Consider the following 17,045-nt stretch of genomic DNA (forward strand, 5'->3'; position numbering starts at 1 on the left):
TTTTTATTTTTATTTTTTACTAATTTTTTTAACAGTGCCATCCGGATTTAATTCAATCCTAATAACATTATTGGTTGGCATTTGAGTATTGGAAATGATATGAACCTGATTTTGCTGTTCAAAATCGTCATAATGATATTTTCTCTCTTCATCAAGTGTCTTGAAGAATTCATCATCCTTTTCATCAAAAAATCCAGGTTTAAATTCATCACTATCAGTTACAACATCACTTTCATCAAAGAAGTCAGTGGTATTATCCTCAACCAAATCACTATAATCTCCAATGGTATAATCTACAGGCTGACCATACCTGTCATAGGATTTGAAAGTTTGAAATGAATAAGGAAGGCATACAATCATGTGAAAATAGCCATGCTTTGAAAATGTCACCAGGTCTGCATCTGACGGCTGCGCACTTGGTCCCGGGTGGGAGTGTACGGATCCCATATATTTGGTGTTCATCGGCATCAGTTCAGTGTGAACCACAGCACCGGTTTCACAGGTTTCACCCGGAAGAAACAGCAAACCTGTTATATAAAGTATTTTATCCTTTATTTCACCGTCAAAGAATGCTAAAAATTCGTTAGGATAAGCTTTTTTAGAATAATATAATACAGATTCCAAAACTTCACGGTCAACCCTTACTTCTTTAAATTCCTCATCTTTATTTCCGAGCAATCTTGAAATAAAACTCATCCTATCACCTTTATCTTTTTAAAGAAATCTTGTGTAAAAATTGGAAGTTCCCAATCTGTGTAAACATAACTTCTATATGATGTTTGATATTTATTTTCCTTTTTATTAAAACCTTCTATTTTTTTATTTTTCCTATATATTCCTATTCCGCGTTTTTTATAAGTTTCAACATCATTCAAGTTAATGCCATTTTGGAACAATAATTCATGTATTTCATTTTGTTTCATGCCATTTATTTTATCGTTTGCTTCAGTATTTGAGTACTTAGTTTTAAGGTAGAATATCCCGTGTGAATTAATGCAGTTTCTCCATGACTCATCCTGCCTCCATTTGAAATATTCAAAAATGTTTTCGTCCTGAACGGGAATAATCCTTGAATCAAAGGCAGGAGGTTTTTTAAATTCACAGCCATAATTAATAACAAAAGAGGATGCCGCAAAACTTGCTATAACAGAATCTATTTTTTCAAGTCGCCCATCAAAAGGGACCTTATCAAAAAGCAAACTGATCTCATCTGAGAATGCATATGCAAATACCGGTGAAAATTCCTTAAACAAATCTTCACACACTTTTGATAAAACATTATAGAAGTTCTCATCATAAGGCTTTTCCAATTCCAAATCACGAGCTAACTGATGAAACGCTCTACCATCCAATCGAATGATGATTTTGGAGTTTTTTGGAACTCTCAATGACGAATAAACTTCATAATCCTTCATCTACATTCCCACACTTATTGTCTCATTGAAACTTTTAAGCAGCCTAATTGCTGAAAGTGCAGCCAACATACTTGTTTTTGGATTTGCTGCACAAGGACAGTTCATGGTTGTTGTCTTAAACTCCCCAAAGTCTCCTTTTGCAGTGATTTCATGAACATTTCTGTCCACATTAGGATCAACAATAATCTTTACATCAATATCCTTTTGGCATGCAATACTGATTGTTGCCGCAACATTGATATTTAATGGGAATTCCTTTACCGCATCAGAAGCTTTTCCCTCAAACAATACCTCTTCAGTATCGATATCCTTTCCAAGAGATTTTGGAGATTTCCTAGTTACAAGACTGACTTCCTTAAGACCAAATTTTGCAACTGCCTTTATTCCATCCAATCCGACAATTGCTCCTGAAGGCAAGTGTATTTTTGCATTGTTCTCTTTAGCCAATGATTTCAACTCATCATAAAATGCATTATCCATCAATGCACCGATACTCATTACAATCATGTCTATTCCACGAGACAATACCGTTGGAGCATATTCCTTAACGGAAACTGGAGCGGCACATTCTAAAATCAAATCAACATCATTCAACATGTCATCGAAGTTAAGCACTGCAACTCCACCAGCCAAACTGGCCAAATTCTCTGCCCTTTCAATATCCTTATCAAAAAAGTATGCAATCTCTATATCATTTTCTTCGGGAACTATACTGGTAGTTATAATGTTAGCAATAGCTCCACAGCCTATAATACCTACTTTCATAGTATCACATTAAAAAAAGTTATAAAAAAAAGAATTGTAGAAAGATTGTTTATAATCTTTCAGGTTCAAATTGGCTTTGAGTTTCGCCATGTGGTTGAGGGTTTTCAGGGGTTTGAGGAGCTACTTCAGGGATTTGTGGTTCAGGAGTCATTTTTTTCATGTCCCTAGGGTTGATTAACATAATGTCCCCAATAGCTTGAACTTTATCGAAATCTACAGTTAATAAATCATTTTGGAAAGATCTCATATTATTGTCTTCAGGCATTTCTCCACGGATACTGCCTAAGAATGAATTTACAAATCCTGCAGGTTTTGGTTGTTGTTCAATTGCCCTAACTTGTAATTTTGAAATGGTTCCTAATCTAATATTTAATATAACATCTTCTACACGACCAACATAATGTCCTGTGTTGGTATAAATATCTAAACTGCGTAATTTTGAAACTTCTACCATGTTTACACCCAAGTAATTCTATAAATAATTAAATAAATATGTATTATTTTATTTAATTGTTAATATAAATACTTTATGTTTTTTTAAAGATTTAAATTTCCTTTATTACAAAAAATTTATTAAAAATTAAAATAAAAATATAGTTTAGACTTAAAAGAGGACTTGAAATGTGGGATACAACTAAAGATTATCGGATTTTAGTAGCAAGCAAAGCAAGAGAAAATTATCTAAATCTCATTCCAACCGCTTCATTCAGAGGAAGTTGGAATAAAAAACAGGCAATTGATTTAGGAAAACAAATGAATAGTGATTTTCAATCATTAACTTATTCTTACCTTGAAGGAGACGAACTTGTAAATTCTCCAGACGTTGCTGCACTTATGGATAAAGCAGAAAATATTATTGAATGTTTGGGCGGTCCAGACTGGAACAAGAAATTCCTGAGCAATGCACCAAAAGAGGATCGTGAAAAAACACAGGAAAACATTGCCAAAGTAAGATTCTTCCTTGACACAATACTTGGCCTAAAGGACAGGCTGGCTCTAGGACAAATCCCGGACCCGATTATGGGAGTGGACATTAAGGTCGGAGAAGTGATGAGCGTTACCCAACATCCTAAAAATGAAAACCTTATGCTGTGTAATGTTAACCTTGGAAAACGTGCAATAACCGTTGTAACAAACGATTTGAATGTCAAGGATGACAATAAAGTTGGAGTTTCACTGCTTCCACCCCAATCCTTCAGTGACATCGTAAGTGAAGGAATGTTTTTAGGAATGAACGGAAGCATCCTCAAGGAGGTTGAAGGAGAACTTGGACAAATGCCTAAAGGCATACCAATGGAATCCTTAAATGAAACCCGTAACCTCGTTGAAAATTATTTAAAATAAGTTTAAACACTTATTTTCTTTTTTTATCTTAGATTGAGTCCAATCAATTTTGTTTTTGTCATCTCATCGATGGCGTATTTTATTCCTTCTTTTCCAACACCACTATTCTTGAATCCTCCAAATGGCATGTTGTCTGTCCTGAATGTGGATTGCTTGTTTACAAATACGGTACCCGCTTCAATTTCATTGGCGCATCTCATTGCAGAGGAATAATCCTGTGTAAATACCCCTGCCTGAAGACCGTATTCAGTGTCGTTTGCAACTTCAATTGCCTCATCAAGGTTTTTGACACGTATTATTGGCGCAATTGGACCGAATGTTTCCTGAACCACCAAATCCATATCCGGAGTTACATAGTCAATTACCGTTGCCTTGTAGAATGCCCCGTCACGAACTCCGCCAGTCAATACTTTCGCACCATTTTCAACCGCATTGTTGACAGTCTCCTCGACCTGTATTGCGGATTTTTCAGATATCAATGTTCCAAGGGTTGTTTTTGCATCCAAAGGATTTCCCATGACAAGTTTTTCAGTCGCTTCAACCAGCTTTTGGCCAAATTCGTCTGCAATGTCCTCTTCAACTATTATCCTTTTAACTCCCATACAGACCTGTCCCGCATTGAGGAATGCTCCATTGATTATTCCCTTTACGGCCTTGTCGATATCAGCATCTTTCAGGATTATCACAGGGTCGTTACCTCCCAACTCCAATGTGACCTTTTTCATTCCTGCCTTTTGTGATATCATCAAACCTGTTGTTACACTGCCAGTAAATGAGATCTTGTCTATTTCAGGAGAGCATACAAGATAATCTCCAATTTCAGAACCGTATCCGGTCACCACATTCACCACTCCGTCGGGAAATTCCTCATCCAAAAGTTCACAGAATTTCATTACAGTCAGAGGAGCTTCTGTTGGAGGTTTTACAATAACCGTGTTTTTACATGCAATTGCAGGTGCAATCTTATGGATTGTCAGATTAAGGGGATAGTTGAACGGTGTGATAGCGGCCACAACTCCCAATGGAATCTTTTGGGTAAAGGCGAAAAATCCTTTACCGTTTAATCCTGCATCCAACGGCACGCTTTCACCATAGATTCTTTTTGCCTCTTCGGCTGCAAGTTTAAGTGTTTCAATTGACCTGTCCAGTTCCACCAATGCCTCGTTTATGGGTTTTCCAACCTCAAGACTCAACAGTTCCGCAAATTCCTCTCTTTTGTCCTGAAGTTTTGAAACAACATTGAACAGTTTGTTTGAAACCTTAAAAGCAGACATTTCAGTCAAACTAGCTTTGGCCTGATTGGCCTTATCAATCGCAAGCTGTGCAGTCTGTCTATGAGCTATCGGAATTGTATCAATAACTTCCCCATTATAAGGGTTGATTACGTCCTGTCTGTCATCGCATGAAATATATTCTCCTCCAATTAGCATGTCCATCTTATCACCTAATTAATATTTTTATATTAAAAATTATAAATATTCTTATATGGAAACAAATAGGTTTGAAACATTTTTTGATGCAATCATTGCAATTATTATCACTGTTCTGGTTTTAAAAATTCCTCAGCCTACAACTCCGACATTGGAAGGCGTTTTGGAATTACAGACAATTTATATTGCCTACCTAATCAGTTTTTTGATTTTATACAATATATGGTATGCAAACCACAACCTGTTTCAGGTCGTTGAACATATTGACAATACCACAGTATGGATTTATGGAGTAATGACATTCACAATCTCATTGCTACCTTATTTTACCATTTGGCTTGCAAACAATGTGCAGTCCGTTCCCGCAGAGACCATGTTTGGCCTGATTTTTATCATAACCCATATTCTAAATACATTGGCCAACCATTCAATCTACAAGAGCAATCCATACAACAGCAAATTGAAAGACCTCAATAATGACTCATACCTCCTGAATTTGCCGGTGATAGTTTTAATCCTCGGTTTTGTATTGACATACACAGTTTATGTTCCGGGAATCTATATCTGCTGTTTGCTTTCCATTGTTTTATGGATCATATTGGGCAGAGTGGTAAGGAGGGATGAAAATGGAAACTGAAAGATTTGAAGCACTGATTGATGCGATTTTAGCAATCATCATTACAATAATTGTTTTGGAAATTCCACTTGCTTCAAATGGAAGCTGGGAGGCCCTATTTGAGATAAAATACGAATTTTTAATCTATGCAATAAGTTTCATGGTCTGCTTTAACTTTTGGAACTACAACAACAACATATTCAGCATAGTCAATAAAATTGACCCGAAGGTCATATGGACAATGGGAATAACCTTATTTGTATTTTCTCTGCTCCCTTATCTGACAACATTCGTTGCCGAGAATTTCTATATATTTTTCCCACAATTCCTTTACGGATTATGTTTTATCGTAACTGCAATCCTTTCGAAACTGATTTCAAAATTCCTGAAGGAATCAGACCCCGCAAACATTGCGCTGCAACTGGTTTTAGAAAAGGATTACATATTTGCAATGACCATTGTTTTGGTGATTGTTGGAATGATTATCGGATATTTCGCTTATCCTCCTGCAATAATCATCTGCTGTCTGTTGCCAATCATTGCAATGTGGACAGTTCCAAAATTAAGAAATCAACTGTAATATCTTTTATATAGGTATGCAATAATGGAGCCTGCAAGATTCTGCCATGCCGAATAAATGGCTCCAGGAACTGTTGCCTGGGTCAAGCTTGGAAAATGGGTTTTTGCAAGGCTTGTGGATAATCCTGAATTCTGAAAAGCAAGTTCAATGGCAACGGTTATCATCTGTTTTTTATTCAAACCGGCAAAATGACCTACGACAAAACCAAGTCCCATTGAAATAAAGTATTGCAGAACAATTACACCCATGATTACTCCAAATGAAGTTAAAATTGCCTGTTTATTGGCTCCGATTACTCCAGCAACAATAATACAAACCACAAGGGAAGACAATCCCGGAAGATAATCCCCTAACTTTTCACAAAATGTCGGGAACTTATAGTTTAAAAGCAAACCTGTTGCGATTGGAATGATTACTATTTGGAAAACTGAAATAAACATGGCGACCGGATCGAAATGAATCTGATTTCCAATTAAGAGTAATGTGATTAATGGAGTTAACAATGGAGACAGTACAGTTGATACAGCAGTCATCGAAACGGATAGTGCCACATCACCCCCTGCAAGGAAAGTAATTACATCGGATGCAGTTCCTCCAGGAACGGTTCCGACCAGTATCAGTCCTACGGTCAAACCGGCATCCAGTGAAAATAAGCTTGCAAGGACAAATGCTATAAGCGGCATTACAATGTATTGGGCTGAAACTCCAACTGCAACCGCCTTGGGATTTCTAAAGACATTTACAAAATTGTCCACTTTCAATGTGGTTCCCATTGTGAAAAGTACGACACCCAAAAGCAAATTAATTATGTTTATGCCGTTTACTTCACTCAAAACCCAATTGAACAATTTAGGTTCAATCATTGAAATTATAACCGCCAATATGACAATTATGAAAAAATATTTCTCTATAACTTTAAAAATCCTTTTCATAAGTATTACTTTATCCATCATTATTTAAAATATCTTCCCAAGGTATTTAATTGACTGTTGAATTCATTTAACTCCTTTGATGAAATTTCCCCTGTCAAGTCATTCATATAGTTTTTATACATGAAAATCGCAAGTAAAACAACTACAAATATTCCTCCAAAGAGCAAAATAAATTCTGCTGATGCCTGAGCTTTATTATCCATCATAATCCTCCCATAAGCAATGACCCGCCAAAAGTTGATATGAAATAGAAAATTGCCCAAGATGAAACCGCCAAAGGCAAGGAAAACTTGATTCCCTTTTTAAACTCACCATACATTATTATACTGATGATAAAAGCCACCAAAATCGAATGTATTATCAAATATAACTCCCCTGCTATCGGTGCGGTCAAAATAATCTGTGACTCCATACCATAGCCTTGCATGAACCCCGAGTATACACTAACCATCCCTACGGAAAACGGCGTTGCAATAACCGCTGAAATTAACAGAAACATGACAGACATCATCACTGTGGATTTTCTCTCCCTTTTAAGTGCAAGCAAATCCCTCAAATCATCCGACACATCCGACAGCACATTGGATATGCTTGATCCACTTCTCCTACCATCAAGAATTATCCCAAATACACGCTCCAATTCCTTTGATTTCAAACGTTGACTCATTGCCCTCCATGCATCATCAAAATTGCGACCCATTCGAATTTCAATAACTGTACGCCTGATTTCATCATACATCGGACCTTCTCCATACTGTGACATGTCTTCCATTGCATTTTCAAAGCTGAGTCCTACCTGAAGCATGCTTGAAAGCTGTCTTAAAAAGTCCGGTGCCGTTCGCTCTATTTCCTGTGCTCGTTTTTCCTGCTGGTAGACAATATATGTGAAAAGCCCAGGAACTATAAAAAGCGGGAGAATCAAAAGTGATGCAGGCAGATTCAACATTGTCAACGCTACTGCCAAAACAATTTCACCTGCTAAAATGAAAATTATGAGTAGAGCTAAAACTTTACTTGCATCTGTAAAAATGGCACCACTCAGTAAAAATTCCTGCAATTTAGATAATTGCTTTTCCGGAATGATATTGTCTAATAATATTGCTAAATCATCTATTATTTTAAATTTCATAAAATAGTATTATGCTTTAAAGCATATAAAGTGTTGGTTATCTTTCAAATCAATTTTACAAGATGAAAACAATATTTATGATAATGAATAAAATTTTAACATATTAAGTGATTATTTCATCTTCTTTTAAAAATTTCAAAGAATGCTCTTAATGTAATCAAAATAGGATAAATTTCCAGTCTTCCAGCCCACATGATAAATATCGCCAGGATTTTCAATGGAAATTCAAGGTTTTGCGACATTTGCCCGATTTCAAGGCCAACATTACCCTGCATGGAAAAAGTGAAAAACAATGAATCCAATGGATTATGACCATATAAGCACAGCAATGCCCATGTGACCACTATGAAAAGGAAATAGAGTGCAATATAGTTTCCGCTTTGTGTCACTAAATCTTCCGTAATGCTTTTATTAGACCTGTCTAACGGAACTACACTACCTTCAGGAGACCATATCTCCCGCATATTCCTGCATATTCCTTTAACAAATGCAATTACTCTCATCAATTTAATTGCACCTACAGTAGACCCGGTAGAACCCCCTATAAGCATAAGCACCATTATAATAAATATTGTGAACGGCGGCCATCCTCCCATAACTGTTGAGCTTTGGATGCTTGCACCGGTTGTGGTAATTGCCGAAACAACAACAAACAGAATATCCATCGGAACAATATACGAAGTTAAAAAAAATCAATAAGGTTGAAATTGCTATTATGGAAATCATCACTTTAAATTGCGAATCATGAACCAATGATTTCCCCCTTGTTTTAATTAGCCTATAGTGAACCAGAAAGCTTGTTGCGCCAAGTATCATTAAGACGATAGTGATGAAGTAAATCAAATCATCATTGTAAAATCCCATATTGGCATTTTTAACACTCATTCCACCTGTTGAGATTATGCTGAATGTATTGCAGACAGAATCGAAAACTGGCATTCCTGCAAGGACATACAAAACAATCCCTAAAATCGTATAGATTAAATAAATTTTAGGTGGGTTGAACACCCACATTATACTTTTTTTGCTTATTTTTTCAAAAACTATGCCAAAATACATATTTTTATGGATTTTTACATAATTTTAAAAATAATTATCAATATAATTATTAGTGTTAAAATATAGGAGGAAAAAAATTTTGAATAGAAAAATATTTCTAATAATCGCATTGATATTTCTGATAATTGGTATCAGTGCAGTTAGTGCAGAAGATATTAATCAGACTGATGACAGTTTAGAAATCAGTGATTCCGACGTAATATCTGATTCACCAAAATCTTTTAGTGATTTAGGAAAAGCCATTGGGGAAAGTCCCGATGAAGGATTAAATATCGTCGCAGATTACGAATTTAATAATGCGACAGATGATGCCTTCAAAAATGGAATAACATTAAATGTTGCTCCCGATGGAACATATACAATCAACGGTAATAACCATGTGATTGATGCTAAAAATCAAGCAGGTATTTTTAAATTAAATAAGGGCACATTTATTATAAACAATTTAAAATTGCGTAATGCAAACACTTCTTCAATAATACTGAATGATTGTGAATTGCGTACAAATAATGTAACCTTTGAAAACAACAATGCTCCAATAGCAGGGGCAGCAATATCCGCCGGTCAAAGTAATTACTACAGCAGCCATGACAAATTCATAAACAATTATGCTGCAAACGGCGCGTCAATTTATGCATATAAAAGCATAGTAGACATCAACAATTCAACATTCACCAGCAATAAAATCTATTGGAGTCTAATTTATGGTGATGATTCAATGATGACCGTTAGGGACAGCATTTTTGCCAACATGACTTCAAGATATGCCACTGCAATCTACAGCGAAGAAAGCACAATAAAAAGCAAGTTAACTGTTTTAAATTCAAAATTCATTAATCTAAAAGCAAATGCTACTGCAGGAGCTATTGGAGCTAAAGCAATTAATTCAGTAACAATTGATGGTTGTAGCTTTATCAACGTCACATCAGCTAAAAATGCAGGTGCAGTTTATGCAGATCTTAATGGAGTCAAATACAATCCTGAAAATACCATGACAATATCAAATTCATTATTTGAAAATTGTTCTTCCACTTTTGGAGGAGCTTATCTCCAGTTAGGTGGAAAGTTAAACATAGCTAAAACTAATTTTGTAAATAATATTGCAGAATATATGGGAGGAGCAGTGTATCTGTCAAACACAACCACATTAATCAGTAACTCCAAATTCAATAAAAACAATGCTACTTACAATTATGGTGGTGCATTGTACATTGACGACAGCAATTGTATCATAACAACAAATGAATTCAGTAATAATTATGCAGGCTCTTATGGTGATGCGATTTATTTACGTGACAGCAAATACAACATTAAGAATTGTGATTTTACAAAAGGTGATAAGCCCGCTATTGCAAGCTTCTTTGAAAACCAAGCTTCCTCATTTGTCAATAACAATTTAAATGGTGGAACAACATTGCGAAATCAAGTAGCTTACAATACCATAGTAAATTATGAAGGAAAGCAAATCAATTTAATTGCAAACCCTGTTACAAATGCATCTGCAAAAGATTCAAGTTTCGACCTACGTAATTATGTAGTCAACGGATATAAGTTATCTGGTACTGTTAAAGACCAGGGAAACAATGGAGCATGCTGGGCATTTGGTGCTACAGGAGCTCTTGAATCTGCATTTTTAAAAGCAACTGGAATATTACTTGACTTATCTGAAAACAACATCCAAGGTGCTGCAACACGTTATAGTGAATTCGGTACAGGATTTATAAACGAAGGAGGATTTGCAGTTTCCGGAATGGGTCTTTTCTTAGGATGGTTAAGTGTTCTTTCAACTGAATATGACAATTATGACGAACTAGGTAAAGTAAGCATTGCAGCATTTGTTCGAAACGAATCATATCACATCCAAGATGCTATTATTATACCTGCACGTACTTCTGCATTGGATAACGATAAATTGAAGGACGCATTAGTTAAATATGGTGGTTTAACAGTTCACCTTTATGGTGCTTCCGCAAACAATAATTATTACAATCCAACAACCCATTCACAATACTATAATGGTGAAGGCTATGGAAATCACTTTGTAACATTAGTCGGATGGGATGACACTTATTCAAAAAACAATTTCAAGATAACTCCACCTGGTGACGGCGCTTGGATTTGTAAAAACAGCTGGGGAACCGACTGGGGTGAAGACGGATACTTCTACGTATCATACTATGACAAAACATTTGCCATGACATCTAACAGTGTAGGATACATAATTAACAATACTGAAAACTACACTACAGTATATCAATATGACATTGGATACACAGGATTTTTCAATGATAAAGGAGAAACTATCAGATTTGTCAACACTTATACTGCAAATGACAATGAATTGATAGCGGCAGTTGGAACATACTTTGCAAATGCAGGAGACAAATACACTTTAAAAATATTTGTGGACAATTCTGAAGTATATTCCCAAGATGGAGTTGCAACCCACTCAGGATTTGAGACAATCAAATTAAACAAAAAGATTGCAGTGAATGCAGGCCATAAATTTTCAGTCCAATTCCAAGCTAAGAATTTGCCATTGCGTGAAGACACAAGAATTCACTTTAAATTAGGAGAGTCCATGGCATATTATACCGACGGAGCTATTGATGATTTAGGAAAATTCGGCAAAACCGCATGTATTAAAGCATATACAATTAAAAATGAAAATCCGGGTGCAAACAACTCACAATACTATAAAAATAACAATATAACCATTAATTCAAATGCTAATGGAAAAACAATCAGTATTGTGAATGCAAAAGACGGTAAAACATTAGGAAGTGCAATTGTTAAAGATAACAAGGCATCATTCAACTTCACACTAGAACCAGGATCATACTGTATCGATTATGGAGACTTTATTGAAGGATTTGAGATAATGAATACCATCGAAGTTATTAACAGCGTTAAAATCGGATATAATGCTCCATTAACCATTTATGCCACATTCTATGACGAAGACGGTATTGAATTATTCGGCAGCGACATAACAGTCATATTGGACGGTAAAAATTACACAGAAACCATTTATGAGATTGATGGAACACTTGACCTAGTTTTATATGATTTAAGTATTGGAAAACACACATTAATCTTAAAAAATCCTGCAACAGAAGAGGAAAGTGTTACAACAATAGAAGTTGTTTCAAGATTCAACGGAAACTCAAATGTGAACATGTACTATGCAGACGGTTCAAGCTTTAAAGTACGTATATACGATGATGATGGCAACCCAGCGAAAGCAAATGAAATCGTTACCATTAAATTAAACAAGGCAACCTATAAAGTTAAAACAAACAGTAATGGTCATGCAATATTGAATATACCAAACACAGTTAAACCTGGAACCTACGCTTTAACTGCAACTTATCAAGGCCAAAGCATTAAAAACACTGTTAAAGTGAAACAGGTTTTAAAACTCACAAAAGTGAAAGTTAAAAAATCCGCTAAAAAGCTAGTCATTAAAGCTACCTTAAAAGGAAAATCTCCTATTAAAAACAAAAAACTGACTTTCAAGTTCAATGGTAAAAAATATACTGCTAAAACCAACAAGAAAGGTATTGCAAAAATAACCATTAAAAAATCTGCACTGAAAAAACTTAAAGTAGGTAAAAAGGTCAAATACCAAGTAACTTACCTTAAAACTACTGTTAAACTAAGTGTAAAAGTTAAAAAATAGATTATGAGATAATTTATTTAATTATCTCTTTTTTTATTTCTTTAAAAGCTTTTTTTGCTTCAGGCATTGGGAATAAAGGATATATATGGAAAAGTCCTTCGCCTTCAACTAATTTCACATCAACATTCTCTTTTTCAAGCATTTCAACATATCTTTTAATGTCCTTGTAAAAGATTTCGTTTGTCCCTGCAAAAATTAATGTTCTGGGAAGTCCTGTGTTGTCTCCATAAATCGGACTTACCCGATAGTCTTTAGCGCCCAAGTCTCCCGCCCATGATTTGCCAATTTCTTTTAGACCAACTTCTCCTAAAATCGGATCGTTTTCACTGTCATATGGAGTGTTGCTCATTGAAATGTCAACCCATGGAGAAAATACTATAATTTTATCTGGCTGTGCCAAGTCAATTGTTTTTAAGTATTGGCAGAATGACAATACAAAGCCTCCACCTGCCGAATCGCCCATTAATGTCAAATTATTTTTGGAAATTAATTTTTCATACAAAAGAGTAATCATATCATAAGTTTCATTTGCGCTATGCAACGGAGCGAGAGAGTAAACTGGCAGTAGAACATATGCATCCAGTTTTCGTGACAGCTTCAGACAATATAATAAATGTTGATAATTCAATTCATTGACGTATGCACCACCATGTATGTACAATAGGGTGCTAGATTTATGCAAATGGAACAGTGTTGATTGCTCTTCTTTTTTAATTTTTAGTGTTGTTTGTTCTTCAGTTTTTTCGCCCACTTCTTGATTTTCATTTGTTTCTTCTGATTTTGTTGATTTTTTAGATTTTCTTTGTTTAATTGGTTCTAAATCTATTCTACCTTCGGCCAATTGTTGTAGTTTTGTTTTTGTGTCAAATCCTTGTTGTATGACTAGTGTTGATAATAATATGCATAAATAGATGTTTCTTCTCATTGAACTTTCTGTATATGAGTGGAATTCTCCTAAACCGAATGCATCTTTGCATACTTTGAAGAAATCTTCAATTAATCCTCTTGTTGGTTTTAATTCTTCCCAATTTTCTAGTTTTTCATATAATGTTGCTGTTAATTCTAAAAATAAGCTTTTTTCATTTTCTAATGTATTTTCATCGTGAAAGATGTCCAATGTGATGGACATTCGTGCATCTAATTTTTCAATCGTGAAGTATTGCTTTGGAAATATAACTGCAACAACGTTATACTTGTTAATTGCGTTAATATAGTTTTCCATGGAGTAGTATCCTTTATCAAATAATATTACTTGTCCTTTTTGAAGAAGGCGTCTTCTTTTTAATTCTTCTAAAACTTCGTCAAAAATTTTACTATCATTTTTCGCACCAGAATGGATAATAATTGAAATAGGACATAATGAATCTTTTTCTAACACGACTGTGGCTTTAAATCCAATATAATAACCTTTGGTGGTTGAAAAACCCATATCTAAATTTAATTTTTCAAGATGTTCAGGACTCACGTATTTCTTTAGAATATTAATATCGCAAGCTACTGGGGTTGCATCAACTATCCACTCCCTTTTATTGTTTTTATTTAGTTTTAAAAACAATTTAAAGAAGCTGTTGCTAATATTATTGTATTGATCAGGAGAATAGCGACCCAGGTATTCATAAATCTGTCCCTCACTCGGAACTTCGTCCCCAATTTTAAGGAATCTTTTTAATCTTTTATCAATGTTAATCTCATAAATTACTCTAGAACTGGATAATTGTAGAATTTACTTAAAAAAACAATTTTTATGCATGTAATCATCATTTTAATGTTTTTTATCCCATTTTCACTGAATATGTGTCTGTTCTTTTTATCATCGATATTTATAAATACTTTGTCCAACAATCTAAATTTACGGCATCTTTTAGTATAATTTAATCCTAGCAACATGTTAAATCACTAATAAACCATTTGTTGCTCATTATATTTAAATTTATTTACTAATTGGTGCCGTTTTTTTATTTAACAATTTTAAAAATTGTGGGCTAGGAATTAAAGTAAAAATATATGTGAAAATAAGAAAAATAATAACAAAATGATAGTTTTTTACAACTCAAAAATCTAGCACCCTATAATATATAAAGCCTTCTGAAATGAGAAGCACCATCGTATCATTTCATCGTACATCGGCCCCTGTCCATACTGTGACATGTCCTCCATTGCATTTTCGAAACTGAGTCCAACCTGCAGCATTGAAGTCAACTGTCTTAAAAAGTCCGGAGCAGTCCTCTCAATTTCCTGCGCTCTTCTCTCCTGTTGTACGATAACATAAGTGAAAAGACCCGGAACAATAAAAAATGGAACGATTAAAACAGATAATGGCAAATTTGCATAAGCAATTGATATGCCAAGTACTATTTCACTTACACCTATGAAAATCATAAGCAAAACTAAAACTTGGCTTGCATCTGTAAAAATCGCACCAGTTAATAAAAATTCCTGCAATTTAGACAAATACTTGTCTGGAACAATATTGTCAACAACTAATGCCAAATCTTTAACTATTCTAAATTTCATAAAATAAAATTATATTTAGAACTATATAAAGTGTTGGTTGTCTTTCAAATCAATTTTACAATACAAAAACAATATTAATTTTAAAAAATAATCATTTGAAGACTTCAAAAAATGCCCTTAATGTAATCAATACAGGGTAAATTTCCAGCCTTCCCATCCACATGTTGAATATGCCCACAATCTTTAATGGCCATTCAATTGTTTGTGACATCTGCCCAATCTCCAAACCGACATTCCCCTGCATGGACATTGAAAAAAACAAGGAATCAAAAGCATCATGCCCATATAAGCATAACAACGACCATGTTATCAATATACACATTAAATAAAGAGTGATATAGTTCCCGCTTTGAGCTGCAACATCATCCTTTAGTTTTTCACCGGACATGTTCATTGTAAAAACACTACCCTTAGGAGACCATATCTCACGCAAACTTTTATATAACCTCTTAAAAAATGTAATAACCCTCATCAATTTAAGTGCACCAACAGTAGACCCGTTGGAACCCCCAATAAGCATCAATACCATCATAATGAATATTGCAAATGGAGGCCATCCGCCCATAACAGTTGAACTTTGAATACTTGATCCAGTGGTTGTAATCGCAGAAACCACAACAAATAAATTATCCATTGGAGTGATTTGTGAGGTGAAATATATAAGCAATGTTGAAACCGCTATCAAACAAATCATTACCTGAAATTGCAAATCATGAATTAAAGACCTCCCACGGGTTTTAATAATTCTAAAGTGAACCAAAAAGCTTGTTGCACCCAAAATCATTAAAATCATCGTGATGAAATAGATGATATCATCATGGTAAAATCCAATGTTTGCATTCTTTGTACTCATACCCCCTGTTGAAATGACACTGAATGTATGACATATAGAATCAAAAAGAGGCATTCCTGCAAGCACATACAGTATGATTCCAAATACTGTATATATTAAATAGATTTTTACAGATTCCTTTAGGGTTGATTGGGTTGATGGCCTGAGCCTATCCTCACGAGCTTCGGACTGGTATAATTTTGACGATACGGAACCCGGTTTTGAAAAAATTGATATTATCATAACAACCACCCCCAAACCACCAATCCATTGTTGAAATCCTCTGAAAAACAATACACTATTAGGCAAGGATTCAACATCAGGATATATTGTAATTCCACTTCCAGTCAGGGCAGACATGCTTTCAAAAAGGCTATCCACAATACCGATATCTGTTGCAAGAAAAAGTATTACGCCACAAACAAGAGCTGCCCAGAGCCATGACAGGGAAGATATCAACATAGCATGTTTTACACGCACTTTATTAATTCCAGGTTTATTCAAACTATATCTAACAATCAAACCCAGATAAATGGATATCAATGCAGGCATAAGAAAATAAATTGCATTACCTTCGAGATATACAAAATCAATGATAATTGGAACAAGACACATTAACCCGATTCCAATCATTAATAATCCCATATTCCTAATAATGATTAAAACATCATTCTTATTAATATACCTCATATTAACAACCTACATTTTAATGCTATTACAATATTAATCGAAGAGACATATAAATGT

The 17,045-nt window shown here is 34.7% G+C and carries 16 protein-coding genes and 1 pseudogene; 4 read left to right on the forward strand and 13 right to left on the reverse strand.

Annotated features, from left to right (window positions below; translation table 11 throughout):
• Positions 1 to 9 precede the first annotated feature (9 nt).
• From QZV03_RS05765 to QZV03_RS05780, 4 genes are read right to left on the reverse strand one after another with little or no spacing between them, the layout of a single operon-like run.
• Positions 10 to 696 carry a Mov34/MPN/PAD-1 family protein gene (locus tag QZV03_RS05765; protein ID WP_296874752.1) on the reverse strand — a complete coding sequence of 229 codons (687 nt, stop codon included), beginning with the start codon at positions 694 to 696 and terminating at the stop codon, positions 10 to 12.
• On the reverse strand, positions 693 to 1,415 hold the full coding sequence (locus QZV03_RS05770; RefSeq protein WP_296874753.1) for a tRNA(His) guanylyltransferase Thg1 family protein: 723 nt from the start codon (positions 1,413 to 1,415) through the stop codon (positions 693 to 695). The genes QZV03_RS05765 and QZV03_RS05770 overlap by 4 nt, the downstream gene beginning before the upstream one ends.
• A complete protein-coding gene (locus QZV03_RS05775) occupies positions 1,416 to 2,180 on the reverse strand; it encodes an aspartate dehydrogenase (RefSeq protein WP_296874754.1) in 765 nt (254 codons plus the stop codon).
• A gap of 49 nt (positions 2,181 to 2,229) precedes the next feature.
• Positions 2,230 to 2,634: a PRC-barrel domain-containing protein gene (locus QZV03_RS05780; RefSeq protein WP_296874755.1), complete on the reverse strand. Its 405-nt coding sequence runs from the start codon at positions 2,632 to 2,634 to the stop codon at positions 2,230 to 2,232.
• Between the two features lie 167 nt (positions 2,635 to 2,801).
• On the opposite strand from QZV03_RS05780, the gene QZV03_RS05785 reads away from it, so the two are divergent.
• Positions 2,802 to 3,524 (forward strand): tRNA-binding protein, encoded by a 723-nt coding sequence (locus QZV03_RS05785; RefSeq protein ID WP_296874756.1) that lies wholly within the window; start codon positions 2,802 to 2,804, stop codon positions 3,522 to 3,524.
• A gap of 23 nt (positions 3,525 to 3,547) precedes the next feature.
• On the opposite strand, the gene QZV03_RS05790 is transcribed toward QZV03_RS05785, so the two are convergent.
• On the reverse strand, positions 3,548 to 4,960 hold the full coding sequence (locus QZV03_RS05790; RefSeq protein WP_296874757.1) for a lactaldehyde dehydrogenase: 1,413 nt from the start codon (positions 4,958 to 4,960) through the stop codon (positions 3,548 to 3,550).
• A gap of 49 nt (positions 4,961 to 5,009) precedes the next feature.
• Here QZV03_RS05790 and QZV03_RS05795 point away from each other — a divergent pair, with 49 nt between their 5' ends.
• Both QZV03_RS05795 and QZV03_RS05800 read left to right on the forward strand, forming a co-directional pair.
• Positions 5,010 to 5,591: a TMEM175 family protein gene (locus tag QZV03_RS05795; RefSeq protein ID WP_296874758.1), complete on the forward strand. Its 582-nt coding sequence runs from the start codon at positions 5,010 to 5,012 to the stop codon at positions 5,589 to 5,591.
• On the forward strand, positions 5,581 to 6,150 hold the full coding sequence (locus QZV03_RS05800) for a TMEM175 family protein (protein WP_296874759.1): 570 nt from the start codon (positions 5,581 to 5,583) through the stop codon (positions 6,148 to 6,150). Before QZV03_RS05795 ends, QZV03_RS05800 begins: the two co-directional genes overlap by 11 nt.
• Here QZV03_RS05800 and QZV03_RS05805 read toward each other — a convergent pair.
• The 5 genes and pseudogenes from QZV03_RS05805 to QZV03_RS11275 form a co-directional block, all read right to left on the reverse strand.
• On the reverse strand, positions 6,141 to 7,103 hold the full coding sequence (locus QZV03_RS05805; RefSeq protein ID WP_342764226.1) for a bile acid:sodium symporter family protein: 963 nt from the start codon (positions 7,101 to 7,103) through the stop codon (positions 6,141 to 6,143). The genes QZV03_RS05800 and QZV03_RS05805 overlap by 10 nt on opposite strands.
• Positions 7,103 to 7,285 (reverse strand): class III signal peptide-containing protein, encoded by a 183-nt coding sequence (locus QZV03_RS05810; protein WP_296874761.1) that lies wholly within the window; start codon positions 7,283 to 7,285, stop codon positions 7,103 to 7,105. Before QZV03_RS05810 ends, QZV03_RS05805 begins: the two co-directional genes overlap by 1 nt.
• Positions 7,285 to 8,211: a type II secretion system F family protein gene (locus tag QZV03_RS05815; protein ID WP_296874762.1), complete on the reverse strand. Its 927-nt coding sequence runs from the start codon at positions 8,209 to 8,211 to the stop codon at positions 7,285 to 7,287. Before QZV03_RS05815 ends, QZV03_RS05810 begins: the two co-directional genes overlap by 1 nt.
• Positions 8,212 to 8,327: 116 nt before the next feature.
• The gene (locus QZV03_RS05820; RefSeq protein WP_296874763.1) at positions 8,328 to 8,876 is read right to left on the reverse strand and encodes a potassium transporter TrkG; all 549 of its coding nucleotides are present in this window, start codon (positions 8,874 to 8,876) and stop codon (positions 8,328 to 8,330) included.
• A 61-nt stretch (positions 8,877 to 8,937) separates the two neighbouring features.
• Positions 8,938 to 9,270 (reverse strand): annotated as a pseudogene (locus QZV03_RS11275) (potassium transporter TrkG); the annotation flags it as partial.
• A 79-nt stretch (positions 9,271 to 9,349) separates the two neighbouring features.
• Between QZV03_RS11275 and QZV03_RS05825 the strand changes: the two are divergent.
• The gene (locus tag QZV03_RS05825; protein WP_296874764.1) at positions 9,350 to 12,952 is read left to right on the forward strand and encodes a C1 family peptidase; all 3,603 of its coding nucleotides are present in this window, start codon (positions 9,350 to 9,352) and stop codon (positions 12,950 to 12,952) included.
• Positions 12,953 to 12,965: 13 nt separating this feature from the next.
• On the opposite strand, the gene QZV03_RS05830 is transcribed toward QZV03_RS05825, so the two are convergent.
• From QZV03_RS05830 to QZV03_RS05840, 3 genes are all read right to left on the reverse strand, one after another.
• Entirely contained in the window at positions 12,966 to 14,507 is a 1,542-nt protein-coding gene (locus QZV03_RS05830; protein ID WP_296874765.1) for an alpha/beta hydrolase fold domain-containing protein, read from the reverse strand.
• 503 nt (positions 14,508 to 15,010) lie between these two features.
• Entirely contained in the window at positions 15,011 to 15,466 is a 456-nt protein-coding gene (locus QZV03_RS05835) for a type II secretion system F family protein (protein ID WP_296874766.1), read from the reverse strand.
• 91 nt (positions 15,467 to 15,557) lie between these two features.
• Entirely contained in the window at positions 15,558 to 16,988 is a 1,431-nt protein-coding gene (locus tag QZV03_RS05840; protein ID WP_296874767.1) for a TrkH family potassium uptake protein, read from the reverse strand.
• Between the last annotated feature and the right edge of the window lie 57 nt (positions 16,989 to 17,045).

The sequence above is a fragment of the uncultured Methanobrevibacter sp. genome (assembly GCF_902788255.1).
Lineage (GTDB): Archaea > Methanobacteriota > Methanobacteria > Methanobacteriales > Methanobacteriaceae > Methanocatella.